Source organism: Nocardia sp. NPDC004278, assembly GCF_053602975.1.
Window position 1 is genome coordinate 160,680 of sequence record NZ_JBSGEQ010000007.1, and the last position, 25,564, is coordinate 186,243.

Consider the following 25,564-nt stretch of genomic DNA (forward strand, 5'->3'; position numbering starts at 1 on the left):
CGTGCTCGGGCGGGGCTACTTCTTCGGCTCGACGTAGCGCGGGTAGACCGCCACCGGCTCCGGCAGCGGGGTGCCGGGGACCAGCGGCGTTGCGATATCGGCGAACGTCCGCTTCGGCGTGGCGAGCAGATCGAGGATCTTGCCCGCGGATTCGGGCATGACCGGCTGAACCAGGATGGCCACGATGCGCAGCAGCTCGATGGTCACGTACAGCACCGTGGCCTCGCGGGCCAGCGATTCCTCGGTGCCGGTCTTGGCCAGTGCCCACGGAGCCTCGGCGGAGAAGTACTTGTTCGCCTCGCCGAGGGTCAGCCAGATCGCCTCCAGCGCCAGATGCATCTGCTGGCTGTCGAATTCGGTGCGGCAGCGCGCCAACAGCTCGTTCGCGCGGTCGAGCAGTGCGCGGTCGGCATCGGTGAATTCGCCCGGCGTCGGCACCACGCCGCCACAGTCGCGTGCGACCAGCTTCAGGCTGCGCTGCACCAGATTTCCGAATTCATTGGCCAGATCGGTATTGATCCGGCCGACGATCGCCTCGTGGCTGTAGCTGCCGTCCTGACCGTAGGAGATCTCGCGCAGCAGGAAGAAGCGCAGCGCGTCGACGCCGTATTCGTCGACCAGCGCGAGCGGGTCGACCACATTGCCGACCGACTTGGACATCTTCTCGCCCTTGTTGTACAGGAACCCGTGCACGAAAACGCGTTTCGGCAACTCGATCCCGGCCGACATCAGGAATGCGGGCCAGTACACGGTGTGGAACCGGGTGATGTCCTTGCCGATGATGTGCACGTCCGCGGGCCAGAACTGCTGGAACGCAGCCGATTCGGTATCCGGGAAGCCGACGCCGGTGATGTAGTTGGTGAGCGCATCCACCCATACGTACATCACATGATCGGGATGGCCGGGCACCGGCACGCCCCAGTCGAAGGTGGTACGCGAGATGGACAGGTCCTTCAGACCCGCCTTCACATAACTCACCATCTCATTGCGAGCCGTTGCGGGCGCAATGAATTCGGGATGTTCGTCGTAGAGTGCGAGCAGCTTGTCCTGGTAGTTCGACAGGCGGAAGAAGTAGTTCGACTCCTCGGTCCAGGTGACCGGCGTCTTCGACTCGGTCGAGATCCGGGTGCCGTCCTCGAGCAGCGTCGTCTCTTCCTCGGTGTAGAACGCCTCGTCGCGCACCGAATACCAACCCGAATAGTTGTCCAGGTAGATATCGCCGTTGGCGAGCATCCGCTCCCAGATCGCGACGCTGGCCACCTGGTGATCGTCATCGGTGGTGCGGATGAAGCGGTCGAAGGAGACATCGAGCCTCTTGTCCATCGCCTCGAACACATCGGAGTTGCGCGTGGCGAGCTCCTCCACCGGCACGCCCTCCGCGACCGCGGTCTGCTGCATCTTCTGCCCGTGCTCATCGGTGCCGGTCATGAAGAAGACGTCATATCCGTCGAGCCGCTTGAAGCGGGCGAGGGCGTCGGACGAGATGTACTCGTAGGCATGCCCGATATGCGGCGCACCGTTCGGGTAGGCGATGGCCGTGGTGATGTAGAAGGCGGGGCGGTCAGCTTCGCTCATGACTGCACCTCGCTGGCGCTCGGCTCCGTCATGCGCGAGGCGCCCGTGTCTTTGATTCGCTCGCTACGCTCGCTCATGGTGCATCTACTGTAGTGCGCGTGAATTCCGACGCTCACGTGAATATCCCCGGAGACGATGACCGCCGCCCAGCGTCGGTGTACTACCGCACCGGAGCCCGCCGATGAGCGAGCGCAGCGCCAAGCGAGCCGCGCCGGAATTGCCGGATCCGCTCGCGCCGCTGGTGGACGCGCATACGCATCTGGACGCCTGCGGGGCGACCGATGCGGAGTCGACGGCCGTGATCGTGGACCGTGCGGCCGCGGTCGGTGTCGGCCAGGTGGTCACCGTCGCCGACGATCTGGCCGCCGCGCAGTGGGCCGTACAGGCCGCGAACTGGGACCGCCGGGTGTTCGCCGCCGTCGCCCTGCATCCGACGCGGGCGAATGCGCTCGATGACGCGACCAAGGCCGAGCTGGAGCGTTTGGCCGCCGATCCGCGCGTCGTCGCGATCGGGGAGACCGGACTCGATTACTACTGGCCGGGCAAGCTCGAGGGCTGCGCCGATATCGAGGATCAGGTCGAGGGCTTCCGCTGGCATATCGACCTGGCCAAGCGCCTGCGCAAACCGCTGATGATCCACAACCGCGAGGCCGATCACGATCTGCTGACGGTGCTGCTGGACGAGGGCGCGCCGGAAACCGTGATCTTCCATTGCTTTTCCTCTGACGCCAATATGGCGATGTCGTGCGTGGCCGAGGGCTACATCCTCAGCTTCTCCGGGACGGTGAGTTTCAAGAACGCCCACGAATTGCGTGAGGCCGCCAAGGTGGTGCCCGATAACCAGATTCTGGTGGAGACCGATGCGCCGTATCTGACTCCGCATCCGTTCCGCGGTGCGCCCAATGAACCGTATTGCCTGCCGTACACCGCGCGCGCCCTCGCGGAATTGCGGGAACAGGACCCGGTGGAGCTCGCGAAAATAACCACCGCGAACGCCCGCCGCATTTACGGCATCTGAATCGATTGCATTTCTGTTCAAGATCGAACGTGAGTTCTGGTGGCAGCGCGCGAGAAGCCGTTTTCGCGATCTTGTTCGGACGCCGACATTCGCAGCCTCCGTCAATGTGTAAGGGGGCTGGATGGGCGTGTGTGTTCTAGGTCACTTGACTCGGCACGTTTTGTGATTTACCTGCGGTGTCGATATTGATTTGTGATATTGAAACCCGCCGCTCATAAGTCTGCGGTTGTCGACCCCTGACCCCTTCGTTATCGTGCTGTGACCATGTCTCCATTCACGAGGATCAACCAGTCCCGCTCGCCGCTGCTGTACGCGGCGGTTGCGGCGCTGCTGGTGACACTGATCGTCGGTGCCGCGATGGCGATCGTGAACCGCAAGACGGTCACGGTTGTCGTGGATGGCGAACAGATGACGCAGACCACCATGTCGCCCAATGTCGGCGGAGTGTTGAAGGCCGCGGGGTTCGATGTGGGCGACCGCGACCTGGTCCGGCCCGCGCTGGCCGCGACGATTACCGATGGCGCCACCATTACCTTCAACCGGGCCCGTGAGGTCGCGCTGACGCTGGACGGCAAGGTCGAGAAGGTGTGGTCCACCGGCCTGACCGCGGGCGATGTGGTCGATCAGCTGCATCTGCCCCGCGAGGTTTACGTCTCCCCGGCCCGCACCGAGCGGCTGCCGCTGGAGGGCGCGGCATTGCAGATCGCCAGCCCACGCTCGGTATCGCTGCTCGACGGCATCGGCAATTACGTCGACGTCCGGCTGGCCGCGCCGACCGTCGGTGATTTCCTTGCCGTCGCGGGCATTCCGCTGATCCAGCAGGACAGTGTCGAGCCCGCGCCGACCACCCCGCTCACCGATGGGCTGCGCATCGTGGTGACCCGCAAGCGCATCGAGAACAAGGTCGAGACGATGCCGCTGGATCCGCCGGAGAATGTGATCGAGGATACGACCATGAATATGAGCCGGTCGGTGGTGGAGAGTCTCGGCGCACCCGGGGTGCAGGACGTCACCTTCGCCGTCACCATGGTCAACGGCGAAGAGGTGAGCAGACAGCCGGTCTCCGCCACTGTCACGGTGACCGCACAGCCCAAGACCGTTCGCAAGGGCGCCAAGCCCGGCACCGAGGTGCCGCCCGTGCGCGACGGTGTGATCTGGGATGCGCTGGCCCGCTGCGAATCCACCGGTAACTGGGCCATCAATACCGGCAACGGCTACTTCGGCGGCATCCAATTCGACCAGAGCACCTGGGAGCGCCAGGGCGGACTGAAATACGCGCCCCGCGCCGACCTTGCCACCCGCGAAGAGCAGATCGCCATCGCCGAAATCACCCGCGCCGGCCAGGGCTGGGGCGCCTGGCCCGCCTGCACCAGCCGCCTCGGCATCGGCTGAGTCCCACTCACAACGGGTTGATACGTTGTCGGACGTGTCCGAACCCGATATTTCCGCTCGTGGAAGCGCTGCGCTACTCGGCCCCGCCGAGGTGCGGGCACTGGCCGAACGGCTGGGCGTGCGCCCGACCAAGCAGCTCGGGCAGAACTTCGTGCACGATGCCAATACGGTGCGGCGCATTGTCGCGGCCGCGGGGGTCGGGCGCGGGGATGCGGTGCTCGAGGTCGGGCCCGGGCTCGGCTCGCTGACATTGGCGCTGCTCGATGTGGTGGATTCGGTCGTCGCGGTGGAGATCGATCCGGTTCTCGCGCGGCATCTTCCGGTGACCGTCGCGGACCGTGCGCCGGAACTGGCCGGGCAGCTGAGCGTCGTCGAGGCCGATGCGCTGCGGGTGCGCGCGCGGGACCTGCCGGTATCGCCGTCCGCGCTGGTCGCGAACCTGCCCTATAACGTGGCAGTGCCGGTGCTGCTGCATCTGCTGGCCGAATTGCCCAGCATCACAACCTCATTGGTGATGGTGCAGGCGGAGGTGGCCGATCGCCTGGCCGCCGAGCCGGGCGGCCGCATCTATGGCGTTCCCAGCGTCAAGGCGGGCTTCTTCGGCACCGTGCGCCGCGCGGGCGCGGTCGGCACCCAGGTCTTCTGGCCGGTGCCGCGCGTCGAATCCGGTCTGGTCCGCATCCAGCGCTACGCCGAACCGCCATGGCCGATGGATGAAGTGCACCGCCGTCGCGTCTTCGAGGTCATCGACGCCGCCTTCGCCCAACGCCGCAAAACCCTGCGCGCCGCACTCGGCACCTGGGCAGGCTCCCCCGCCGAGGCCGAACGCCGTCTACTGGCCGCCGGAATCTCCCCGACCGCCCGCGGCGAAACCCTCGACACCGCAGCCTTCGTCCGCCTCGCCGCCCAGGCGTAATTCCGTCATGGGCAGTGCGTTCGGTTGATCGGACGACGTTCGGGCCGAATCGTAATGGGCGGACTGGTCGGTTTCTGTTGCTGGTGTGACGGGAGGGCGTTCGGTGCGACCAACGCCGCCAGCTGCACAATCAGCTGCCCTGTCGAAACGGATTGTGGATAACGAACTTTTGTCTTCGCTGGGGTGAATGTGGTAGCCGCCGTGACCTATCGAATTCAGCCAAGCCGCCGCACCGCATGTGCCGCGCAGATTGCGCAGGTCAACGCACCGATTGTCGGCTCGATCGAGGCCGGTCGGCGGCTGCGGTCATGGGTGACCGCCATCCGGATGGTGTGCACCGCTGGATGTGGATGGCGCTGTGGATGATTCGACGCGCACGGTGAATTCCGCGGTGTGCACGACGCCGCCGTGGGAGAAGTCTAGATACAGCCGATATTGGCCCGCGCTCGGGGCCTGTGCGTGGAAGGTGACCTCCGGACCGGCTGGCGTGCGGCCGATTTCGCCTTGCGGGTGGACGTGCAGGTAGGCGAGGTCGTTGGCGCGCAATGCGACCAGATGTGCGTACGCACCGAGGTAGGGTTCGAGATCGGTCACCGGCGCGCCGTCGTGCGTCACGGTGAAACGCAGTTCGCTGCCCGTGGTGCTCAGCTCGCCGGTCATGCGCACCTGGTAGCCGTCCACCGTGGCCGACCGCGATTCGGGTGGAAGCGGTTGTGTCGTAGCCGCTCCCGCGACGGTGAAGGTGCGGCTCAGAACCAGATCGCCCGGACCTTGTTCCGGGACGAAATCGGCGAAGACGCGATAGGCGCCGGGCGCCGCCCAGGTCCAATCGATGGACCAGGTGCCCGTGTCGTCCATGGTCGGATGCACATGCCGGTATCCGGTGGCGTCCGACCGGACAACGATCAGGTGCAGCTTCTTATCGTGCTGTGTGGTGAATCGGGTGACCGGCGTCGCGTCCGGTCCGGTGATCCGAAAACGCAGGGCCCCGGCTCGATTCGGCTCCGCGGGTGCGGTCAGGTCGGCCAGGGTGTAGCCGGATCGTGAATCCGACAGCCCGGTGTCCTGTTCGGTGTGTGCCATCGCGCCGTGGTCCGGTGCCGACCCGGTCGGCTCGCCCACCAGGGCGCCGATTCCGAGTGCGACACCGAACAACGCGACCAGTCCGCCACCGACCGCGGCGAACCTCAGCCGGTCCTGCATCAGACGGCGACCTCGTACCCCGCCTCGTCCACGGCGGCGGCAATATCGGCGGCGGCGAGCGGTGCGGCGCTGTCCACCCGGACGGCGCCGGTGGCGAGGTCGACATCCACGCTGGTCACGCCATCGATCTTGCCGATCTCCGTCTTGACCGAGTTGACGCAGTGTCCGCAGGTCATCCCCGTGACGGTGTAGGTGCTGGTGGCCATGTCCGACTCCTTCGCTCGCATTCGATCATACGGTGCGGGGGTATCCCCGACGCAAATGAAACATACCCCCCGAGGGTATTGGGCGCAAGTGTTGATTGCCCTGCCATCGATTGGTCGTTCCGGAAGTTCGGATAGTTCCCATCGTCCAGCTGTTTTCGGAATAACCCCGTGACTCGGATGCTGACGAGCTCGACGGCAGATCTCGTTCCTTATGTTGGTGACGTGTTCACGCGCGAACGGTGGAAGGCCAACCGTGCATGGCCATTTCGGCGACCTGCTCCAGCTGTGCGGGACTCGCACCGTCTCGGGATGCCTGTGACATGCCCTGCATGACCGTGCCCACATAACGCGCGAGCGTGGTCGCATCGGTCTCGGGCGGCAGCAGGCCCGCATCGATATCCGCCTGAATGTGCGCCGCGAAGCCCGCCACATTCCGATTGCGAATCGTGCGCAGCATCTCGGCGATTTCGGTGCTGGTGGTGTTGAGTCCCGCGCTCATCACCAGGCAGCCGTGCGGGCAATCGGGCCGGGTGTACTCCGTCGCCGCCTCGCGCAGCATGCGGCGCACCGCCGCCTCGGCCGTCGGCTCCTCGGCGAGGGCGCGCGGGATGAATCCGCCGTAGCGGGTGCCGAAGACCTGCACCACCTCGTTGAACAGCGTCGCCTTATCGCCGAATGCGGCGTACAGGCTCGGTGCTCCGATGCCCATCGCCGCGGTCAGATCGCCGATCGAAGTCGCCTCGTAGCCGCGCGCCCAGAACAGTCGCAGCGCCTTTTCCAGCGCGGCATCCCGGTCGAACGAGCGGGGGCGTCCCCTGGTCGGTGCACTCACCCGGCCATTCTATAGCGGTCGCTAGATAATGTGCTAACGTCCGTTCTGTAGTGATCGCTAGAGAAAGGGCTCATGATGGGTGCACAGCTGCGAACCGGTCGGCTCGACGGCAAGACGGCACTGATAACCGGTGGCAGTCGCGGTATCGGCCGGGCGATTGCGCAACGGCTGGGGCAAGAGGGTGCGCGCGTCGCCGTGCACTACAACGGCAATGAGCAGGCGGCGAAGGAGACCGTCGCCGCCATCGAGGCGGCGGGCGGTTCGGCCTTCGCGATCCGGGCCGAACTCGGCGTGCCCGGCGATGCCGCGGCACTGTGGTCCGCATTCGACGCACATGCCGACGGTGTGGACATCATCGTCAATAACGCGGGCATCGACGGCATCCGCGAACCGATCGGCGGTACCGATGAGACAGCCTTCGACCGGCTCTTCGCCGTCAATGCGAAGGCGCCGTTCTTCGTTACCAGGCTGGGGCTGGAGCGACTGCGCAGCGGCGGACGCATCATCAATATCTCCACCGGCCTCACGCACGGGGCGAGAATGCCGCAGCTGATCGCCTACACCATGACCAAGGGCGCCATCGACACGTTCACCCAAACGCTGGCGAAGGAACTCGGCGCGCGTGGCATCACCGTGAATGCCGTCGGGCCCGGCGTGATCGATACCGATATGAACGCGAGCTGGCTGCGCAATGACGAGACCGAGGCATTGGTCGCCGGGTGGTCGCCGTTGAACCGGGTCGGTCAGCCCGGCGACGTCGCCGATATCACGGCCTTTCTCGCCTCCGACGATTCGCGCTGGATCACCGGACAGTGGATCGATGCCACCGGCGGGGCCCTGTTGTAACCGTCCGACACATGGCCGGTGAATGTCTCATCTCTAGCTGAGCACCTGTCGGACCCACCCGATAGGCTTGAGCACCGTGTTGTCGGTAGTGCCAAGTCCCGTCATCGTGCGCGCCCCGTCGAAGGTGAATCTGCATCTCGGCGTCGGTGACGTGCGCGCGGACGGCTATCACGATCTGACCACGGTGTTCCAAGCGCTATCGCTCAGCGATGATCTGGAGCTCGCGCCCGCCGCCGCGCTGTCGGTCCGGGTCAGCGGCGAAGGCGCCGCCGATGTGCCGACCGATCGCACCAATCTGGTCTGGAAGGCCGCCGTGCGCGTCGCGCATCTGGCCGGACGCGCGCCACTGGTGGAAATCGCCATCAATAAGGGCATTCCGGTCGCCGGTGGTATGGCGGGCGGCAGCGCGGACGCCGCCGCCGCGCTCGTCGGCCTGAACGAGCTGTGGGACGTCGGGATGACTCGCGACGAATTGTTCGCGGTCGCCGCCGAACTCGGCAGCGATGTGCCGTTCGCGCTGCACGGCGGCACCGCGCTCGGCACCGGCCGTGGTGAACGGCTGCTTCCGGTATTGTCCCGCAATACTTTTCACTGGGTGCTCGCGCTGGCCAAGGGCGGGCTGTCCACGCCCGCCGTCTTCGCCGAACTCGACCGACTACGCGAGAACGGCACCCCGCCCCGGATCGGCGAGCCGCAGGCGCTGATGCAGGCGCTGGCCTCCGGTGACCCGAAACAGCTTGCGCCCCTGCTGGGTAACGACCTGCAGGCGGCGGCCCTATCGCTGAAGCCGGAGCTGCGTCGAACATTGCGCGCTGGCGTCGGCGCGGGTGCGCTTGCCGGATTGGTCTCCGGTTCCGGTCCGACCTGCGCGTTCCTGTGTGACAGCGAGGATGGCGCGGTTGCGGTCGCGGCCGAACTCGCCGGTGCGGGTGTGTGCCGCAGCGTGCGCACGGCCAGCGGACCGGTGCCCGGTGCCCGAGTCATCAGCAGTGACACGCCCGGAAAGCGCTGACTTTTGTGAAAGAAGCGAACACTTGCAGCTGAATCCTGCGATCGCCGGACTCAGCTGGAAAAGTGCACGCCTGGTTGGGCCTGGCGCGGGGTTATGCGATGACGTCGGCGAGGCGGTCGACCTGGTCGGCGTCGCGGCCGTAGCAGTAGAGCATGACCTCGTCAGCGCCGAGATCTTCGAATTGGCCGATGGCCGTGCGGATCTCGTCGGGAGTGGTGAGCATGCCCGCGAGCATGTAATCGGCGCGACCGCTGAATTCGTAGTAGTTGCCCATCGAGGTGCGGGCGTCTTCGATCAGGTCGGGTGCGCCGAGTGCGACATTGACCTGGGCGACGATGCGCGGCTCGCCGTTGCGGCCGTATTCCTTCCATGAGCGACGGGCGGCATCGAAGAGATCACCGGCCCAGGACGGTGCGGCGGCGGCGAGAAATCCACCGCCCCAGCGTCCGACGCGATCGATGGCGGCGGGCTGGAAGCCGCCGAAAAGGATTTCGGGGCCTTCGGGACGCAGCGGCGCGGGGCCGACCGGTCCGCAGTCGGCACCGTGCGGCTGACCGGACCAGAGGCGGCGCATGATCGCCATCTGTTCGTCCAGGCGGCGACCGCGAGTACGCAGGTCGGTGCCGGAGGCAATGTGATCGTCCGCGCGACCGCCGACACCCAGGCCGAGCACGAAGCGGCCACCGGACATGCGGTCGAGGGTTGCGGCCTGTTTGGCGAGCAGCGTCGGCTCGCGCAGCGGTGCGATGAGCACCTCGGTCTGCACCTTGATGCGGTTGGTGGCGCCCGCGATCATGCCGAGCGCGATCAGCGGTTCGGGATTGTCGTACACGAGCCGATCGAGCAGGCCGAGGGTGGAGAACGGGCCCGCATCGGCGCGGCGGGCCCAATCGAGCAGAGCGGCGGGATCGGAAATGGGCAGACCGAGACCGATGTGCATGAGAAACCTCCAGTAAGGCGTATTTGATCCGTGCCGCCCCTGGCACCTCGACGCGAGGTGGGGCTCCCATTCTGCGGCTGTGCTTCGGAAGCGCCGCCGCTAACGTTGTTCGTAACGAACGCTGTTCGCTGAAGCTACTGTAAACGAACGCTGTTCGTTGCGCAAGTAATTGCGGATTTGGCTATGCGACCACAGATTTCGCGAGGACATGGGTAACTCGTCGGGGATGCCCAAAACCGGGGTCCGGACCGCGACCGTCGGGCCGTGCGGGAAGGTGAGTAGGCTCTCTCGACGGGAAAATTGCGCGGAGAGGCGGGCTAGCGGGATCCATGTCCAACCTGATCAACCTCGAGCAGGTCTCCAAGAGTTTCGGTATCAAACCGCTCCTGGACAACGTATCGCTCGGTATCCACGCGGGCGAGCGGATCGGCGTCGTCGGCCTCAACGGCGGCGGTAAGACCACCCTGTTGGAGGTGCTGACCGGTCTCGAACCGCCCGACAGCGGCCGGGTGAGCCGGGTCGGCGGGCTGCGGATGGCGGTGGTTACCCAGCGCGGTGTGCTGCCGCCCGGCGCGACCGTCGGAGCTGTCGTGCTGGCCGGACTCGCCGATGATGCGATGACCGACGATATGGCCGAACACGAATGGGCCTCGAACCCGCGCATCCGTTCGGTGCTGGCGGGTATCGGAATCGACGGTCTCGGCCTGGACACATCGGTCGACAATCTGTCCGGTGGCGAGCGCCGCCGCGTCGCGCTGGCCGCCGCGCTGGTGCGCGAACTCGATCTGCTCGTCCTCGACGAGCCGACCAACCACCTCGATGTCGAGGGCGTGCAGTGGCTCGCCGAACATCTGCTCAACCGCCGCAGCGCGCTGGTGGTCGTGACCCACGATCGCTGGTTCCTCGACACCGTCGCCACCGATACCTGGGAGGTTGTCGGCGGCAAGGTGGAGAGCTATGAGGGTGGTTACGGCGACTGGATTTTCGCGCGCGCCGAGCGGGCCAGGCAGGCCGACGCCACCGAGGCCAGGCGCGCGAACCTGGCGCGCAAAGAGCTGGCCTGGCTGCGGCGCGGTGCGAAGGCGCGCACCTCCAAGCCGCGCTATCGGGTGGAGGCGGCCGAGGCGCTGATCGCTGATGTGCCGCCGCCGCGCGATAGCGTCTCGCTGGCCGCGTTCGCGCGAAAGCGCCTGGGCCGCGTCGTCATCGAACTCGAGGACACCACTCTCACCACACCGGACGGCCGAGAGTTGGTGCGCGACTTGACCTGGCGCCTTGCGCCGGGGGAGCGGGTCGGCCTGGTCGGGGTGAACGGCTCCGGCAAGACGACCCTGCTGCGCACCTTGGCCGGTGCGATCGAACCCGCTGCGGGCAAACGCATTCAGGGGCAGACGGTCCAGATCGGCTGGCTGCGTCAGGAACTCGACGATCTGCCGACCGACCTGCGGGTACTGGAGGCCGTGCAGCAGGTGGCGCAGCGAATCATGCTGGGCGACAAGGAGATCTCCGCGGGGCAGCTGGCCGAGCGGCTCGGCTTCACTCCTGCCCGTCAGCGCACCCCGGTCGGCGACCTATCCGGCGGTGAACGGCGCAGGCTGCAACTGACCCGCATCCTGATGGCCGAGCCGAATGTGCTGCTGCTCGACGAGCCGACCAATGACCTGGATATCGATACCCTGCAACAGCTCGAGGACCTGCTCGACAACTGGGCGGGCACGCTGGTCGTGATCAGCCACGACCGCTACCTGATCGAGCGCATCTGCGACTCGACCTGGGCACTGTTCGGCGACGGCAAACTCACGAACCTGCCCGGTGGCATCGATGAATACCTGAAAAAGCGTGCCGTATCGAACTCGGCCGCAACACGTTCCGGCACCGACACCAAGCCCGCCGAAACCCCCGCCACCGATTCCGCCGCCTACCGCGCCGCCCGCAAGGAACTGGCCAAACTGGAACGCGCCATCGATAAGCTCACCGAACGCGAGCAGCGCCTGCACACCGCCTTGGCCGACGCCGCCACCGACCCGGAGAAACTCATCACCCTGGGCACCGAGCTGAAACAGGTACTGGCCGAAAAGGAAACCGCCGAAGAGCGCTGGCTCGAATTGGCCGATGGCGCCTGACCTCTAGGCGAAGGCGCCCCAGCCCCGGCTGACGGCGCCCGCCCTCGGCCGGGGCTGCCCTTTAGCCGAAAGAGGCTAGTGCCCCGTCCAGATAGATTGCTGCGCTACCCACTCCGACTGCTCGCCGAACGTAGTCATTAGGTGGTGGAATACGGCGCGACCACCATTCGGCTACGTTCGACAGACCGCGGACCCAGGGCTGGATGCGGCAGGAGCTATCTGGACGCGGCACTACTAGCCCTCCGATCGACCGCGACTCTGCCTCGCAGACATTCCGGGTGCGGCGAACCACCGAGGAGTGCATCCGATTCAGTGGGCTCCCCATCAACCGTCCGACCGGCGGTCACATCGAGCGGAGTTGTCCGGCCCTTCGATCGCGGGGCCTAGCTGGTGCCGGAGACGCGACCGTCTTGCACTACGACAGGCAGGCAGGTCTGTACGAAGTCGGCGCCGAAGCCGGTGAGGGTAATGCTGCGGTAGTAGACCTTGGTGCCGAAGCCGGAGCGCTTCAATACTTCTCGGACCGGGGATTGGGCCTCGAGGATCTGGTAGCGGTTCGGGTTGCCGACGGGTTCCTTGACGAATTCGATCAGGCCGAGGCGACGCAGGTTGGGCAGATATTGCTGGACGCGGTTCGGGAAGCGCAGACCCGCGTGTTCGCCGATCAGGTTGAGGCCGGAGATGATCCGCTCGACGCCGAGGCCGCGCGGACGTCCGGTGCGGATGTCGATCGCGGGCTGCGGGCCGTCGAGGTGGAGAAAGCGCAGGATGCGTGCCTCGTCGGGGGTGAGTTCCTCGAGCATGCGGGCGAAGGCGGGATGGGTTTCGGCATGTTCGCCGTGCGTGCTCGCCGACAGGCGCAACAGCGCGGCACCCTGTTCGCGCAGCGTGGGAACGGCGTCGGAGGCAGGCTGTTCGGGTGTGGCGGGCAGCCGCAGTGCGCGGCGCACCGCGTCACGGACCCCCGCCTCGGCCTCGGCCAGAACCTCGCGCGGTGGATTCCCGGCGATGCTGCCACGCACCACGGTCGCGCCGACACCGAGTGCGGTATCGATGCCCCAGGCGGTCACCTCGGCGGCGGCGGTCACCGCGACCCGGGCGACTCCGGTGGTCGCGCGGACGGTCTTGCGCACCGACCCTGGCTCCCGCTTGCGGGCTCCGACCTCGGCCGAGCTGATCGGCAGCCGCGCGATTTCCGTTGAGAGCTGGGGTGTTTCGGCCACCTCGGAGTGCTCCGCCGACGCATGGCCCTGCCCGGCGGCCTGCAGATCGTCGCCGCCAGATTCCGTCATAGCCATGATGTCGCCACTCCCGTCCCGAAGATCAGGATGTGAGCGTATCCGGCGAAGAGCCCCAACACGCCGCCATGCAGAAAAAGGAGCCATTCGTCCTGTTTGATCGCCGATCGCAGCATATCCACGAAGTCCGGAGGCTTCAGCGCCGACATCTGTTTGGCGATGTAGTCGTTGATTTGCCTACCCTGCTGGACGTTGAAGTCCGGATCGGCGAAGGCGATCGGCGCGATGGACATCGCCTCGGTGGTCAGCGTCGACTGCAGCGAGTCGTACTCCCGGCTGCCGAGCATGAACTTCACCGCGGGTCTCGCGGGTCCGAGCGCGCGGTCCGCGGCCGGGCGCAAGGTGTCCTCGAGCATCTGCATGGTCCGGTCCGAGCGCGGGCCGTTGAGCAGTTCGTCACCGATATTGGCGACGGTCATCACCTGGCTGGAGACCAATTCGGCGTAGCCATCAGTGATCTCGGACTGCCGCTTGATCAGTAGACCCTGCCGCCACGGGCACCACCACTTCGGGTAGGCGGGCGCGAAGATCATATTCAGGCCGATCCAGTTGACCACCCAGCCGATGATGACGCCGCCGATCGGCAGCACCACCAGCGTCGACCAGCCGGTCGCATGCAGAATCCCGACCAGCACCACACCCATCGGCGCGCCGAAGTAGAAACCGAAGTTCTGCATGAAACGCAGTTCCTTGGCGCCGAGCACCTGGAAAAGGGTGTTGAGCAGGTGCGGGCGCGCCTGGAAATAGCGGATGACCATCTGCTTGACGTCGAGCAGTTGATCGATATTGGCGCCCAATTCCTCGGTCAGCTCACGCAGAATATCGGGCAGCTGCTGGCGGACCCGCGCATGAATCATCTCCCGCACACCGGTCGGCAGGTTGTACCAGAGTTGCGGGTGCTCGCGGCGCAGGATTTCTTCGACGATGTCCTTGATCTGTGCATCGGCGATATTGGCGAGGTGTTCGGCGAGCTTGTCCGGTTCGAGTTCGCGATAGAAGTCGGCGACGCTGCCGAGTTTCGCCAGGCCCTTGTCGACGGCGATGCTCGCCATTTTGTCCGCGCGTGAGGGCACGATGCCCTGCCAGCCGATTCGGCCGTCGTAACTCAGTAGCGGAAGCACCTGAATTCGCTTGGGCAGGAAGGGAAACAGCGCGCGCAGCCCGGGTAAATGCACGCCGTGGAAGGCGACCGGCTTGAACAGCATGAGGATGCCGGTCCAGTTGGTGATGTAGCCGATGATTCCAGTGAAAAGCGGGATAGTCACTAACTCGAGGAGGATCGTCGGGTGAATCCCGAAAACACTCTCCAACACGACACCCTCCTGCCGATATACCGGTGACCGCCGCCTCACCGGCATCCCAAACTAGCACCCAGTCGGCAGACGGACCCTACTGTGAGATCGAGAAGCCGGTCCACCGCGAGTGTCCCGAGCCACAGCGGATTGTCTGAGACATCAGTCACACTGTGTGTCCAGAATGTCGTACTGTCAACCGGCGCCGGAGACAATGACGACCACCACACGTTCGACGGCAGGGGTCGGCGTGAGTGCTGGCCCACTCGGCTCTCGGTTACGCATACCTGGAAAGCTCGAGGGCAATAATCTGTGGGCGTATTCGTTCACTAGGCAATACATCGGAGTAGACGTGACAGACGACAGGACCGGACAGGACCTGGCCCGGGCCGGTTCCCGCTCGGTGGAGCGCAGCTCGGATGTCGAACAGCGGCAGATCAGCAATGAGGCGAGGCTGATTCGCGGTGTGTTCCGGGCGGCGGGACTCGCCGCGGGCTCCGTGGTGCGCGGCAGTCAGTGGGCCGTCGAGACGACCTATGAGGTGACCAAGGAGATCACCCAGGCCGCGCTCGACGGTGAGTCGTCGGCCGATATCGCCGAGCGCACCGGCAACGCGCTGCGCTCCATCGCGCGCAGCGCACTGGGCGTCACCGAGGGGTCGGTGCGCGAAATCGTCAGCTATGTACCGGCTTCCAACGGTGCGTCGCAGCAGCAGGCGATCGGCATCGGCGCGCCGCTGCACTCGGCGAGCAGTGAGGAGCTGCGCCGCCGCGGCGATGCGCTGCTGGCCCGCTCGGCCGATGTCTATTTCACCGAGGATGTGCATCCCGCCTATGACCGGATCCTCGACGAGTTGGCGCCGGACGAGGCGCGCATTCTGCGGTTCATGGCATTGAACGGACCGCAGCCGACGGTCGATGTGCGGACCAATCGTCCGCTCGGCATCGGCTCGGAGTTGGTGACCGGTGATCTGACCTCGGTGCCGGAACAGGCCGGAGTCCGCTACCCGGACCGCTCCCGCACCTATCTGATCAATCTGAACCGTCTGGGGCTGACCCAGGTCTCCGATGATCCGGTGGTGCTCAGCCGGTACATGGTGCTCGAGGTGCAGCCGGTAGTGGAGGCGGCGCTGAAGAAGGCCGGGCGCGCGCCCAAGATCGTGCGCAAGAGTCTGCGGCTGACGGAGTTCGGCAGCGACTTCTGCAATACCTGCTTCACCATCGGCAACTGAGCCGCGCGCCGGGGCGGATTATCGACCACCGGTGATAGCAATCTGATACAAATCTCCCAATTCGTGTAGCGCGGCGGCTTCGAATGGGATTGTTGAGGTTATGGATCAGGATGCTGTGTCAGCGATCAGTCGCCTGAAGTTCCGGTATCTGCGCACCCTCGACACCAAGTCGTGGGATGAATTTGCGGATACGATGATTCCCGAGGCGACCGCCACCTACAGCGAATACCTGCAGTTCGAGTCGCGAGACGCGTTCTTGGCTTTCATGCGCAACACCCTCGGTCCGCATGTCATCACCGAGCACCGATGTGATCATCCGGAGATCGATGTCGTCGGTGATACCGCCACCGGCACTTGGTATCTCGCCGATACCGTGCTGATACCGGCGCACAATATGCTGCTGCGCGGCGCCGCGTTCTACTCCGATCGCTATGTGCGCTGTCAGGACGGTCTGTGGCGGATCGCGCACACCGGCTACGAGCGGACCTATGAGGTGGTGCTCTCGCTCAGCGATCTGCCCAGCCTGCGACTGACATCGAGTCGCTGGGGGATGATCGCGCGCGAAGATGGCATCGCGGACATCGAACGCGAGCCCACTACTCCGCTGCGCCGCGAGCCCGAACCGGCGACGGAAGCCGAACCCGAAGCCGGATAAGGGCGGGCGTTCAGTCCGCGGCCGCGACCAACGGCTCGAGTGTGAGCTTCGGATGCTCCTTCTCGATGTACTGCAGCCGCCACTTGTCGCCGAACAGCGCGAGCAGCACTCCGTCGGAGCGGGTGAACACCTCGACCCCGCGCTGCCGGTCGAGTTCGGCCATCGACTCCGCATCGGTGCGCCGGGCCAGCGTGTACGGCAGGTGCTCCATATGGGTTTCGACGTTGAACTCCGCCAGCATTCGCGCGGTGACCACCTCGAACTGCATCGGGCCGACCGCCGCGAGCACGGGGGAGGCATCGCCGCGCGCGTCATTGCGCAGCACCTGCACCACGCCTTCGGAATCGAGCTGATCGATGGCCTTGCGGAACTGCTTGTACTTGCCCGCACTCTGCGCGCGCAGCACCGCGAAATGCTCCGGTGCGAAGGACGGGATGGGCGGGAACTCCACCTTCTTGTCCACGAACAGGGTGTGCCCCGGCGCCAGCGCGGTCGCGTTGACCAGGCCGACCACATCACCCGGGTAGGCGGTGTCGACGGTCGAGCGCTCCCGGCCGAAGACGGTGAGCGCGTATTTGGTCGCGAACGGCCGACCGGTCTGGGCGTGCGTGACGACCATGCCGCGCTCGAATTCGCCGGAGACGATCCGCATGAACGCGAGCCGATCCCGGTGTGCCGCATCCATTCCCGCCTGCACCTTGAAGACCACCGCGCTGAACGGATCGGTGGTGTCGCGCGCTGCGCCGCCGATATCGGCACGCGAACCGGGCGCGGGCGCCAGCGCGACCAAGGTCTCGAGCAACTGCCGCACACCGAAGTTCAGCATCGCCGAGGCATAGATGACGGGGGAGGTCTGCCCGGCCAGGAACATTTCCTGATCGTGGTCCTGTCCGGTGGCCGAGAGCAGTTCGCTCTCCTCGGCGGCGGTCGTCCACGCCTCGCCCTCGCGAGCCTCGGCGGCTTCGGGGTCGATCGATTCCTCCGGCGCGATGGTCGCGCCGCCCGCGGTGCGGGTGAAGTGGATGTATTCGACGGCCTCGCCCTCGGCGCCGCGACGCAGCAGGCCACGGAAGTCACCGGCGATGCCGACCGGCAGGAACAGCGGCGTCGGGGTGAGTCCGATCCGCTCGTTGATCTCGTCGAGCAGTTCCAGCGGCGCGCGGCCGGGGCGGTCCCACTTGTTGATCACCGTAATGACCGGGATGCCGCGGTGGCGGCAAACTTGGAACAGCTTCAGTGTCTGCGGCTCGAGCCCCTTGGCGGCGTCGATCAGCATGACCGCGGCGTCGACGGCGGTGAGTACCCGGTAGGTGTCCTCGGAGAAATCCGAGTGGCCCGGGGTGTCGACCAGGTTGATGACGTTATCGACATCGGAGCCCGCGGCGCGGTAGTTGAACTGAAGTGCGGTCGAGCTCACGGAGATTCCGCGCGCCTTCTCCATTTCCATCCAGTCCGATACGGTCGAGCGGCGCCCGGCCTTACCGTGGATCGCGCCCGCCTCGGAGATCATTTTCGCGTGCAATGCGAGCGCCTCGGTCAGCGTCGACTTGCCCGCGTCGGGGTGGGAGATCACCGCGAATGTGCGCCGCCGAGCGACCTCGGCGGGCAACCCACGCGGGGCGGGCGCGACGACACCCTCAGTGGAGGCGGTCAACTTCAACAACCTTTCAGACAGCCGATCGGCAACCGCTCCAGCGTACGCGACCCGGGTGACGACAATTCGGCGAGTACGACGACCCGATTCAGGAAGAGATAGACAGTTGCGCTATGGTGTTCAGGTTGTCTCGGCGAGGGTGACCGCAGACTTGATGCGTTCACCGTGATCGACGCGGCTCGGCTCTCTGCCGTCCTCGTTCGGTCTTCGCCCGACGAATAGACCAACCTTTGCCAGGGCGGATAACAGTTCCTGGCGCACTGTTGACAGCCCGGAAGAGCCGTAGGGAGTAGATCCAGTCATGTCCGACGCCAACCTTCTCGATGCCGCCGTCCGCACGGAGTTCGGCAAGGGCGCGGCCCGCCGCACCCGCCGCGCGGGCAACGTCCCCGCCGTGCTGTACGGCCACGCCGCCGACCCGCAGCACCTCTCGCTCAACGCCCAGGCCTTCGCCGCCATCCTGCGCGAGCACGGCACCAATGCGGTGCTGAACCTCGTCATCGATGGCAAGAAGCAGCTGGCGCTGACCAAATCCGTTGTGGTGCACCCGATTCGCCGTTACATCGAGCACGCCGACCTGCTGATCGTCAAGCGCGGCGAGAAGGTCACCGCCGATGTGAACGTGACGCTGGCCGGTGAGGCCGGTCCGGGCACCCTGGTCACCCAGGAATCCACCACGCTGTCCATCGAGGCCGACGCGCTGAACATTCCGGAGGCCATCGAGGTCTCGATCGAGGGCGCCGAGGCCGGCACCCAGATCACCGCGGGCGAGATCCCGCTGCCAAAGGGTGTCACCCTGGCCGGTGACCCGGAGGCCCTGATCGTCAACATCATCGCGGCCCCGGCCTCCGCGCAGGAGACCGAAGAGGCCGCCGCGGCCGCCGCCGAGGCCGAGAGCGCCGAGTAAGAACTCCCCGGGTCGGTTATCCGCATGACCGAATCCTCGACCGGGCCCGCGCTCGTGGTCGGACTTGGCAATCCAGGTCCGGAATACGAGCGCACCCGGCACAATATCGGCTTTCTGGTCGCCGACGTGCTCGCACAGCGCGTCGGCGGCCGTTTTGCCGTGCACAAGAAGTCCGGCGCCGATCTGCTGCAGGCCCGGCTGGACGGGCGTCAGGTGCTGATCGCCAAGCCGCGTTCGTTCATGAATCTGTCCGGGCGTCCGGTCGCGGCGCTGGCGAAATTCTTCTCGGTACCGCCGACCGAGGTGATCGTCGTGCACGACGAACTGGATCTGCCATTCGGTCAGGTTCGGCTCAAGCGCGGCGGCGGTGAGGGCGGGCACAACGGGTTGCGCTCGGTCTCCAGTGCCTTGACCACCAAGGACTATCTGCGCACCCGCATCGGCATCGGCCGCCCGCCCGGCCGCCAGGATCCGGCGGATTATGTGCTCAAACCGTTTTCGTCGGTGGAGCGCAAGGAAGTTCCGGTCATCGTCGAACAGGCCGCCGACGCAGTCGAATTGCTGCTGCGCGTCGGGCTCGAACCGGCCCAGAACCAGCTGCACTGATCGATACGGATTGCGCGGAGCGTCGGTCCTGATCGCGGAACATAAAGCTGCCGAGCACAATTGCGATGATCACATGGTGTGCTATGGCCACCGCGACCGGCGCATCGAGATCCGCGAGCGCGAAAGCCGTTGCCACGCAAAAGTGGACGAGACCACCGCCCCGACGGCTGCGGATCTCCGCTCGGGCGCGGGGTCCGCTGCGTGCAAAGCCCCTGCACCCGAATGCAATTCACATGTTCAGCGCAGGTGGATGGCGGTGGCGGAGCGGCGGAGTTTGCCGGAGGAGGTCTTCGGGAGGGCGCCGGGGCCCAGCACGGCGACGGTGCGGGGGCGGACACCGACCTCGGAGAACACCGAGTGCACGATCTCGCGTTCGATGCGTTTGACCTCAGCGGCGTTCTGGTGGTCATTGCTTTCCACCACCACGGCGAAGCTTTCGCGCTTTTCGCCCGCGTCCAAACGGACCGCGACGGCATTGCCGGGGCGCACACCTGCCACCCGCAGCGCGGCGCGCTCGATATCGGTGGGATAGATATTGCGGCCGCCCATGATGATGACGTCCTTGATCCGGCCGCACACCACGATCAGGCCCTCGTCGGTGAAGTAGCCGATATCACCGGTGTCGAGCCAGCCGTCCTGGTCCTGCGCGCTACGGAACCCATTGACCGTGACATAGCCCGAAGTCACTGCGGGACCGCGTAATTCGATCACACCAACGGAACGGGTGGGCAGCGGTTGGCGCTCCGAGTCGACGACCCGGCCCTCCAGATTGTCGACCAGATAGCCGAGTGTGGGCAGGCGGCGCATATTGCCGTGGTGGCCGTGCGGATCGTGGACCGGCACCGCCTTGCCGAGGGCCTCCAGCAGGTCGGCATCGATGACATCGAGTATCTGCCCGAGTCCGGGATCCGGAATCGACACCGCCAGTGTGGTTTCGGCCATGCCGTAGACCGGGGTCAGCGCCATCGGATTGAGCCGGAAGCGTTTTCCGGCGGCGGCGAGTGCCTCCATGGTGTCCGGGTCGACGGGTTCGGCACCGTTCCACATGTACCGGACGCTGCTGAGGTCATAGGCGCCGTCCTCGGCCTGCTTGAGCCTGCGGGCCAGCAGCGAGTACGCGAAATTCGGTGCCGCCGTGACGGTTCCGCGATACTTATCGATCAGCTCGGCCCACAGCAGCGGGCGCATGAGGAAATCGATCGGCGTCACGCAGACCACTTCGGCGCCGAATTGCATAGGGACGCTGAGGAAGCCGACCATGCCCATATCGTGGAACAGGGGCAGCCAGCTGATCATCACATCCTCGTCGAGCTGGAACTTCACCCGATCGAACATGGCGTAGGCATTGACGTAGAAGTTGCCGTGCGTGATCCGCACCGCCTTCGGCGATCCGGTCGATCCCGAGGTCAATTGCTGCAATGCGATATCGGTCTCGACGGTCGGCACCGGATCGGCCTCCGGGCCGTCGCGGAGCTGGTCGATGCGCACCACGGTGATGCCGCGTTCGCGCAGCAGCGGTTCGGCGGCCTCGAAGGGCGCGCCGAGCACCACTGCCCGCGCATCGATCATCGACAGGACGGTCTCGGTATCGCGGGCCCAGACCACCAGATCGGTCCGCGGCGTCGGCTGATGCAGCATAGTGATGGATGCGCCGCGCATCCAGATGCCCTGACAGGCCGGTGCGATATCGACCGGCATCCCGGCCAGCACGCCGACCGCGTCGCCGTGTCCGATTCCGGCCGCCGCGAGGCCGCCCGCCATGCTGCGCGCGATGCGGTGGATCTCGCCCCACGTCTGCCGCAGCGGCGCATTCGGCTCCCCGGTCACCAGCCCGCGAACCGAGGTTCGTGCCGTCGCGTACATCTCATCGGTGAACCTGCTCAAGTCCAACTCCCTGATCCACACGGTGCGGTGGCCGGACGTTGTGCACCGGCCTGCTTCCAACTATCCCGCCAATTCTGCGCCGCGTTAACGCTTCGGCGCGGTAGTCCGCGGACTTGTCCGATCTGGGCGGCGAATCGGGGGCGGAAAGCTACGAGCGGTTCGAACCGAAAGTGGCGGCGTAGCGGTCGACGTAATCGCGGCCGGATCGCGCGGCCAACTCCCGCATCAGCTCGTCGGTGGCGGCGCGGACCGGGGAGGTGGCCGCAGTGTCGGTCGCGGCGTGGATCGCGCGGCTCGCGGGAACATGCGGGTAGTAGCGCGGCGTGCCGAAGCTGATGCGCACCTTGCCGAAACGCGGCAATTTGGCACCACGCGGATTCACCTTGTCGGTACCGGAGAGCACCACCGGAATCACCGGCGCGCCGGTCGCCATGGCGACGCGAAGTGCACCGGTGCGGCCGCGGTAGACGCAGCCGTCCGGGGAGCGGGTGCCCTCCGGATGGATCGCCCAGATATCACCCGATTCCAGGATCTTGGTGGCGGCGTTCAGAGCGTCCGCCGCGGCGGTGCCGCCGGTGCGGTTCACCGGGACCTGACCCAGGACGGTGAAGAACCAGCGCAGGAACCGTCCCTTGAGTCCGGTGCCGGTGAAGTACTCCTGTTTGGCCAGGAAGGTGACGCGGCGGGGCAGGACCAGCGCGAGGTAGAGGGAATCGAGCACTGCGAGGTGGTTGGCGGCGATGATCACCGGTCCGGTGCGTGGCACGTGCCGCCGACCCTCCACTGCGGGCCGACCGAGCAGTCGCAACAGCGGGCCGACCAGCACGTACTTGAAAAACCGGTACCACACATGAGCCTCCGAGAGAGTTGCCGTAGACACTGTCTACCATTGCTGTAGACACTGTCTACCACGCGAGCGTAGACATTGTCTACTATTGTTGGTAGAGGATTTCTACTTGTGTGACGCAGTCGAGATACCGGTGAGGAGCGGTTCGATGGCTGACGTAGACAATGTCTCCATGGTCGGAAATGAGCCCCTGCGCGAGCGGTTGGTCGGCGCCGGGGTCGACATGCTCGAAGAGGTGGGCGTCGGGCAGCTCGGTTTGCGGGCGATCACCCGCGCGGCCGGGGTCTCCCATGGTGCGCCGCGCCGTCACTTTCCCACCCACCGTGCGCTGCTGGCCGCCATCGCCGCCCGGGGTTTCGCCGATCTCATCGATCAGTTTGCGAAGGCACGGGAGGGAGCGACCACGCCGCGCGAGCATATGCAGCGCATGTCGGTGGCGTACGTCGAGTTCGCCGGTGAGCGCCCGGAGATGTTCACCCTGATGTTCCGTCACGACCTGCTCGAGGGTTCCGGCGAGAATCTGCGCTCGATGACCCTGCCGCTGTTCGAACGCTTCGCCGCGCTGGTCGCCGAGGCCGCGCCGACCACCGACGATCCGAGGGCCACCGCGATCGCCCTGTGGACCAATCTGCACGGCATCGCCACCCTCCAGGCCAACCGCAGTCTGCGCCTCGTGATCCCGGGAGCCAGCGCCCCCGCCCTCGTCGCCCAGGTCCTCGCGTTGCACCTGACCTGACAGTCGCCCCCCGCTTGCGATCCGAGCCTGCTCATAGCCGGGTGTGAGCACGCTCGGACCGCCGTCATGGAGCTAAGGGCGTTGGGGGAGTGGGATTCTCGCGAGATCGGTGGCGATGACGATCTCGCCGGTGAAGTACTCGGACGCCTCGTCGAGATGGCCGTCGAGGTCGCGGTAGCGCTGGGAGAAATGGGTCAGCACCAGGGTGCGCACACCCGCCTCGGCGGCGACCCGGGCCGCCTGCCCGGCCGTGAGATGGCCGTATTCTTCGGCGAGGTGGGCGTCGGCGTCCAGGAATGTCGCCTCGATCACCAGCATGTCCACGCCGGAGGCGAGTATCTCGACGCCGGGGCACATCCTGGTGTCCATCACAAAAGCCACACTCTGGCCCGGTCGCGGCTCGCTGATATCCGCCAGAGTGATCGTGCGCCCGTCGTATTCGATGCTGCCCGCGCGTTGCAACTGCCCGATCGCCGGGCCGTGCAGACCGTGCTCGGCGAGTCGTTCGGGCAGGATGCGCACACCGCTCGGCTCGGTGAGCCGGTACCCGAAGGCCTCGACCGGATGCGACAGCGCGACCGCTTCGAGGACGAACGGTGCGCCGGGCGCGTCCAGCGCACCGGGATCGGCGATCGGATGCGCCCGCAGGTCGATGGTGCGGTAGAACGCGCTGGCATTGCTCAGTCGTTCGAAGAACTGTTCGCCCGAGGCGGGGTAGTACACGTCCACCGGATGGGCGACCTTGTCCAGATTGATCCGCTGGATGATGCCGGGCAGTCCGAGGCAGTGGTCGCCGTGGAAATGCGTCACCGCGATCCGGGTGATGTCGGTGACCGAGACGCCCGCATAGGTCATCTGGCGCTGGGTGCCCTCGCCCGGATCGAAGAGGATGCCCTCATCGCCCCAGCGCAGCAGATAGCCATTGTGGTTGCGCTGCTTGGTCGGAACCTGACTCGCGGTGCCGAGGACGACCAGTTCCCTGGGGGACATCAGAGCGCCGCGACCGCGGCCACGAACCGGTCCAGTTCCTCGAAGCCGACGAAGCAGTGCGGTGAGGCGCGCACCACCGAATCGAGTCCGCGCGCGGTCATATCGAGCAGGGTGGAGCTGGCATGGCTGGCTGTCACCGTAATGTTCTGTGCCGCAAGGCGATCACGCACTTCGACGGCGGGAATTCCATCGACGGTGAAGGATACGATGCCGCTGTGCCGAATGCCGATATCGCGCACCGTGACTCCGGAGATTTCCGGCAGCGCTTTGCGCAGATGTTCGGCACGGGCCGCGATCGCGGTATAGACGTCCTCGGGTCCGAGGTCGAGCAGGTACCGCACGGCCGCGCCGAGGCCGAGTCGGGCGGCGACATCGCATTCCCAGAATTCGAAGCGGCTCGCGTCGGGCAGCATGGTGTACGCGTCGGGGCCGGTCCACTGAGCACTGTGCAGGTCCAGCCGCTGCGGTTCCATCGACGCGGCCAATTCCGGTCGCACATAAAGGAATCCGGTGCCGCGCGGCCCGCGCAGCCATTTGCGGCCGGTGACCGAGAGCGCGTCGACGCCCAATTCGGCCACATCGATCGGCAGCTGTCCGGCCGACTGGCAGGCATCGAGTAGGACGAGCGCGCCGACCGAATGCGCGATCCTGGTGGCCTCGGCGGCCGGGTTGACCAGGCCGCCATTGGTCGGGGCGTGCAGCACCGATACCAGCTTGACGCGCTCGTCGACCAGCTCCGCGAGTGCGTCGAGATCGATTTGACCGCTGCCGTCGCTGGGAATCGGCTCGACCACCGCACCGGTGGCCTTGGCGCGCTGCAGGGCGGCGATCGCATTGCTGGCGTAGTCGGCGCCCGAGATGAGAATGCGGTCGCCGGGTGCGAGCGGGACGGAGTAGAAGAAGTCGGCCCACGCACGGGTGGCACTGTCGCTGAGCGCGATGCTGGTCGGATCGGCATTGATGAGCGCGCCGATATCGGACTTCACGGCGGCGAGGTCGTCGAGTCGCTCGTTCGCCGCGCGGTAGCCGCCGATTTCGGCCTCGCGCCGCAGATGGCCGATCACGGTATCGAGCACGATCCGCGGCGGCAGCGACGAACCCGCGCTATCGAGGAAGACCAGGTCGGATCCGGACTCGTAGCCCGGGGTATCGGCACGTACGCGATTCTCGTCCAGCATGTCGACGACAGTATCGCCGAAACGGGCCCAGCGCGCCGTCGCGCGGGGTCGGTGCAGCTCGGCGGCCGGGCCACGGGTGCTGGCCGGGCGTGACCATGAATTCAGATTCTTGTCACATCTTTTGTCGGTGCCCCTCGTTACCCTGGGTTGGGTCGGCGCACTGGAATACGACGAGCAATCGCGGCGATACAGAACTACCGAGACAACTACCGGCAGACGAACC

At 66.1% G+C, this 25,564-nt stretch carries 23 protein-coding genes; 11 read left to right on the top strand and 12 right to left on the bottom strand.

Going from position 1 to position 25,564, the window contains the following annotated elements:
• Window positions 1-15 precede the first annotated feature (15 nt).
• On the bottom strand, window positions 16-1,575 hold the full coding sequence (metG, locus tag ACWEO2_RS13495; protein ID WP_452405560.1) for a methionine--tRNA ligase: 1,560 nt from the start codon (window positions 1,573-1,575) through the stop codon (window positions 16-18).
• 181 nt (window positions 1,576-1,756) lie between these two features.
• Between metG and ACWEO2_RS13500 the strand changes: the two genes are divergently transcribed.
• From ACWEO2_RS13500 to rsmA, 3 genes are all read left to right on the top strand, one after another.
• A complete protein-coding gene (locus ACWEO2_RS13500; RefSeq protein ID WP_354959774.1) occupies window positions 1,757-2,593 on the top strand; it encodes a TatD family hydrolase in 837 nt (278 codons plus the stop codon).
• Window positions 2,594-2,857: 264 nt separating this feature from the next.
• Window positions 2,858-3,985, top strand: a complete 1,128-nt coding sequence (locus ACWEO2_RS13505; RefSeq protein WP_452405561.1) for a transglycosylase family protein — start codon at window positions 2,858-2,860, stop codon at window positions 3,983-3,985.
• 34 nt (window positions 3,986-4,019) lie between these two features.
• Entirely contained in the window at window positions 4,020-4,901 is an 882-nt protein-coding gene (rsmA, locus tag ACWEO2_RS13510; RefSeq protein WP_452405562.1) for a 16S rRNA (adenine(1518)-N(6)/adenine(1519)-N(6))-dimethyltransferase RsmA, read from the top strand.
• A 306-nt stretch (window positions 4,902-5,207) separates the two neighbouring features.
• On the opposite strand, the gene ACWEO2_RS13515 is transcribed toward rsmA, so the two are convergent.
• The 3 genes from ACWEO2_RS13515 to ACWEO2_RS13525 all read right to left on the bottom strand — a co-directional run bounded on the left by ACWEO2_RS13515 (window position 5,208) and on the right by ACWEO2_RS13525 (window position 7,142).
• Window positions 5,208-6,104 (bottom strand): hypothetical protein, encoded by an 897-nt coding sequence (locus tag ACWEO2_RS13515; protein ID WP_452405563.1) that lies wholly within the window; start codon window positions 6,102-6,104, stop codon window positions 5,208-5,210.
• The gene (locus tag ACWEO2_RS13520; protein ID WP_452405564.1) at window positions 6,104-6,310 is read right to left on the bottom strand and encodes a heavy-metal-associated domain-containing protein; all 207 of its coding nucleotides are present in this window, start codon (window positions 6,308-6,310) and stop codon (window positions 6,104-6,106) included. The genes ACWEO2_RS13515 and ACWEO2_RS13520 overlap by 1 nt, the downstream gene beginning before the upstream one ends.
• A 226-nt stretch (window positions 6,311-6,536) precedes the next feature.
• Window positions 6,537-7,142: a TetR/AcrR family transcriptional regulator gene (locus tag ACWEO2_RS13525; RefSeq protein ID WP_452405565.1), complete on the bottom strand. Its 606-nt coding sequence runs from the start codon at window positions 7,140-7,142 to the stop codon at window positions 6,537-6,539.
• Window positions 7,143-7,214: 72 nt separating this feature from the next.
• Here ACWEO2_RS13525 and ACWEO2_RS13530 point away from each other — a divergent pair, with 72 nt between their 5' ends.
• Both ACWEO2_RS13530 and ACWEO2_RS13535 read left to right on the top strand, forming a co-directional pair.
• Window positions 7,215-7,988, top strand: a complete 774-nt coding sequence (locus ACWEO2_RS13530) for an SDR family oxidoreductase (protein WP_452405566.1) — start codon at window positions 7,215-7,217, stop codon at window positions 7,986-7,988.
• 76 nt (window positions 7,989-8,064) lie between these two features.
• A complete protein-coding gene (locus ACWEO2_RS13535) occupies window positions 8,065-9,000 on the top strand; it encodes a 4-(cytidine 5'-diphospho)-2-C-methyl-D-erythritol kinase (protein WP_355177111.1) in 936 nt (311 codons plus the stop codon).
• 91 nt (window positions 9,001-9,091) lie between these two features.
• Here the strand turns inward: ACWEO2_RS13535 and ACWEO2_RS13540 are convergent, their stop codons facing one another.
• Window positions 9,092-9,940 (bottom strand): LLM class flavin-dependent oxidoreductase, encoded by an 849-nt coding sequence (locus tag ACWEO2_RS13540; protein ID WP_452405567.1) that lies wholly within the window; start codon window positions 9,938-9,940, stop codon window positions 9,092-9,094.
• Window positions 9,941-10,269: 329 nt separating this feature from the next.
• On the opposite strand from ACWEO2_RS13540, the gene ACWEO2_RS13545 reads away from it, so the two are divergent.
• The gene (locus ACWEO2_RS13545) at window positions 10,270-12,063 is read left to right on the top strand and encodes an ABC-F family ATP-binding cassette domain-containing protein (RefSeq protein ID WP_452405568.1); all 1,794 of its coding nucleotides are present in this window, start codon (window positions 10,270-10,272) and stop codon (window positions 12,061-12,063) included.
• Window positions 12,064-12,446: 383 nt separating this feature from the next.
• Here the strand turns inward: ACWEO2_RS13545 and ACWEO2_RS13550 are convergent, their stop codons facing one another.
• Window positions 12,447-13,355, bottom strand: coding sequence for an Abi-alpha family protein (locus ACWEO2_RS13550; protein ID WP_452405569.1), 909 nt, complete (start codon window positions 13,353-13,355; stop codon window positions 12,447-12,449).
• Complete coding sequence (locus ACWEO2_RS13555; protein WP_452405570.1) at window positions 13,352-14,719, bottom strand: DUF445 domain-containing protein; 1,368 nt, start codon at window positions 14,717-14,719, stop codon at window positions 13,352-13,354. The genes ACWEO2_RS13550 and ACWEO2_RS13555 overlap by 4 nt, the downstream gene beginning before the upstream one ends.
• A 286-nt stretch (window positions 14,720-15,005) precedes the next feature.
• Here ACWEO2_RS13555 and ACWEO2_RS13560 point away from each other — a divergent pair, with 286 nt between their 5' ends.
• Window positions 15,006-15,884 (top strand): DUF4393 domain-containing protein, encoded by an 879-nt coding sequence (locus ACWEO2_RS13560; protein WP_355176644.1) that lies wholly within the window; start codon window positions 15,006-15,008, stop codon window positions 15,882-15,884.
• 100 nt (window positions 15,885-15,984) lie between these two features.
• Entirely contained in the window at window positions 15,985-16,539 is a 555-nt protein-coding gene (locus ACWEO2_RS13565) for a nuclear transport factor 2 family protein (RefSeq protein ID WP_355176645.1), read from the top strand.
• A 10-nt stretch (window positions 16,540-16,549) separates the two neighbouring features.
• Here ACWEO2_RS13565 and ACWEO2_RS13570 read toward each other — a convergent pair whose 3' ends face one another.
• Window positions 16,550-18,193, bottom strand: a complete 1,644-nt coding sequence (locus ACWEO2_RS13570) for a peptide chain release factor 3 (protein ID WP_452405571.1) — start codon at window positions 18,191-18,193, stop codon at window positions 16,550-16,552.
• 301 nt (window positions 18,194-18,494) lie between these two features.
• Here ACWEO2_RS13570 and ACWEO2_RS13575 point away from each other — a divergent pair, with 301 nt between their 5' ends.
• Window positions 18,495-19,100, top strand: a complete 606-nt coding sequence (locus ACWEO2_RS13575; RefSeq protein ID WP_452405572.1) for a 50S ribosomal protein L25/general stress protein Ctc — start codon at window positions 18,495-18,497, stop codon at window positions 19,098-19,100.
• Between the two features lie 24 nt (window positions 19,101-19,124).
• Window positions 19,125-19,706, top strand: a complete 582-nt coding sequence (pth, locus tag ACWEO2_RS13580; protein WP_062986458.1) for an aminoacyl-tRNA hydrolase — start codon at window positions 19,125-19,127, stop codon at window positions 19,704-19,706.
• 237 nt (window positions 19,707-19,943) lie between these two features.
• On the opposite strand, the gene ACWEO2_RS13585 is transcribed toward pth, so the two are convergent.
• Window positions 19,944-21,590 carry a fatty acyl-AMP ligase gene (locus ACWEO2_RS13585; protein ID WP_452405573.1) on the bottom strand — a complete coding sequence of 549 codons (1,647 nt, stop codon included), beginning with the start codon at window positions 21,588-21,590 and terminating at the stop codon, window positions 19,944-19,946.
• Window positions 21,591-21,738: 148 nt separating this feature from the next.
• Window positions 21,739-22,440 carry a lysophospholipid acyltransferase family protein gene (locus tag ACWEO2_RS13590; RefSeq protein WP_452405574.1) on the bottom strand — a complete coding sequence of 234 codons (702 nt, stop codon included), beginning with the start codon at window positions 22,438-22,440 and terminating at the stop codon, window positions 21,739-21,741.
• A gap of 145 nt (window positions 22,441-22,585) precedes the next feature.
• Between ACWEO2_RS13590 and ACWEO2_RS13595 the strand changes: the two genes are divergently transcribed.
• Window positions 22,586-23,173, top strand: a complete 588-nt coding sequence (locus ACWEO2_RS13595; RefSeq protein ID WP_452405575.1) for a TetR/AcrR family transcriptional regulator — start codon at window positions 22,586-22,588, stop codon at window positions 23,171-23,173.
• A gap of 72 nt (window positions 23,174-23,245) precedes the next feature.
• Here ACWEO2_RS13595 and ACWEO2_RS13600 read toward each other — a convergent pair whose 3' ends face one another.
• Both ACWEO2_RS13600 and ACWEO2_RS13605 read right to left on the bottom strand, forming a co-directional pair.
• The gene (locus tag ACWEO2_RS13600) at window positions 23,246-24,163 is read right to left on the bottom strand and encodes a ribonuclease Z (RefSeq protein WP_452405576.1); all 918 of its coding nucleotides are present in this window, start codon (window positions 24,161-24,163) and stop codon (window positions 23,246-23,248) included.
• Window positions 24,163-25,341 carry an aminotransferase class V-fold PLP-dependent enzyme gene (locus tag ACWEO2_RS13605; RefSeq protein WP_452405577.1) on the bottom strand — a complete coding sequence of 393 codons (1,179 nt, stop codon included), beginning with the start codon at window positions 25,339-25,341 and terminating at the stop codon, window positions 24,163-24,165. The genes ACWEO2_RS13600 and ACWEO2_RS13605 overlap by 1 nt, the downstream gene beginning before the upstream one ends.
• Between the last annotated feature and the right edge of the window lie 223 nt (window positions 25,342-25,564).

Excerpts from the sequence above, each read along its gene's own strand:
- metG (WP_452405560.1), bottom strand. The coding sequence starts at position 1,575 with ATGAGCGAAGCTGACCGCCCCGCCTTCTACATCACCACGGCCATCGCC.
- ACWEO2_RS13500 (WP_354959774.1), top strand. The coding sequence starts at position 1,757 with ATGAGCGAGCGCAGCGCCAAGCGAGCCGCGCCGGAATTGCCGGATCCG.
- ACWEO2_RS13505 (WP_452405561.1), top strand. The coding sequence starts at position 2,858 with ATGTCTCCATTCACGAGGATCAACCAGTCCCGCTCGCCGCTGCTGTAC.
- ACWEO2_RS13515 (WP_452405563.1), bottom strand. The coding sequence starts at position 6,104 with ATGCAGGACCGGCTGAGGTTCGCCGCGGTCGGTGGCGGACTGGTCGCG.
- ACWEO2_RS13520 (WP_452405564.1), bottom strand. The coding sequence starts at position 6,310 with ATGGCCACCAGCACCTACACCGTCACGGGGATGACCTGCGGACACTGC.
- ACWEO2_RS13530 (WP_452405566.1), top strand. The coding sequence starts at position 7,215 with ATGATGGGTGCACAGCTGCGAACCGGTCGGCTCGACGGCAAGACGGCA.
- ACWEO2_RS13540 (WP_452405567.1), bottom strand. The coding sequence starts at position 9,940 with ATGCACATCGGTCTCGGTCTGCCCATTTCCGATCCCGCCGCTCTGCTC.
- ACWEO2_RS13545 (WP_452405568.1), top strand. The coding sequence starts at position 10,270 with ATGTCCAACCTGATCAACCTCGAGCAGGTCTCCAAGAGTTTCGGTATC.
- ACWEO2_RS13550 (WP_452405569.1), bottom strand. The coding sequence starts at position 13,355 with ATGACGGAATCTGGCGGCGACGATCTGCAGGCCGCCGGGCAGGGCCAT.
- ACWEO2_RS13555 (WP_452405570.1), bottom strand. The coding sequence starts at position 14,719 with ATGCCGGTGAGGCGGCGGTCACCGGTATATCGGCAGGAGGGTGTCGTG.
- ACWEO2_RS13565 (WP_355176645.1), top strand. The coding sequence starts at position 15,985 with ATGGATCAGGATGCTGTGTCAGCGATCAGTCGCCTGAAGTTCCGGTAT.
- ACWEO2_RS13575 (WP_452405572.1), top strand. The coding sequence starts at position 18,495 with ATGTCCGACGCCAACCTTCTCGATGCCGCCGTCCGCACGGAGTTCGGC.
- pth (WP_062986458.1), top strand. The coding sequence starts at position 19,125 with ATGACCGAATCCTCGACCGGGCCCGCGCTCGTGGTCGGACTTGGCAAT.
- ACWEO2_RS13595 (WP_452405575.1), top strand. The coding sequence starts at position 22,586 with ATGGCTGACGTAGACAATGTCTCCATGGTCGGAAATGAGCCCCTGCGC.
- ACWEO2_RS13600 (WP_452405576.1), bottom strand. The coding sequence starts at position 24,163 with ATGTCCCCCAGGGAACTGGTCGTCCTCGGCACCGCGAGTCAGGTTCCG.
- ACWEO2_RS13605 (WP_452405577.1), bottom strand. The coding sequence starts at position 25,341 with ATGCTGGACGAGAATCGCGTACGTGCCGATACCCCGGGCTACGAGTCC.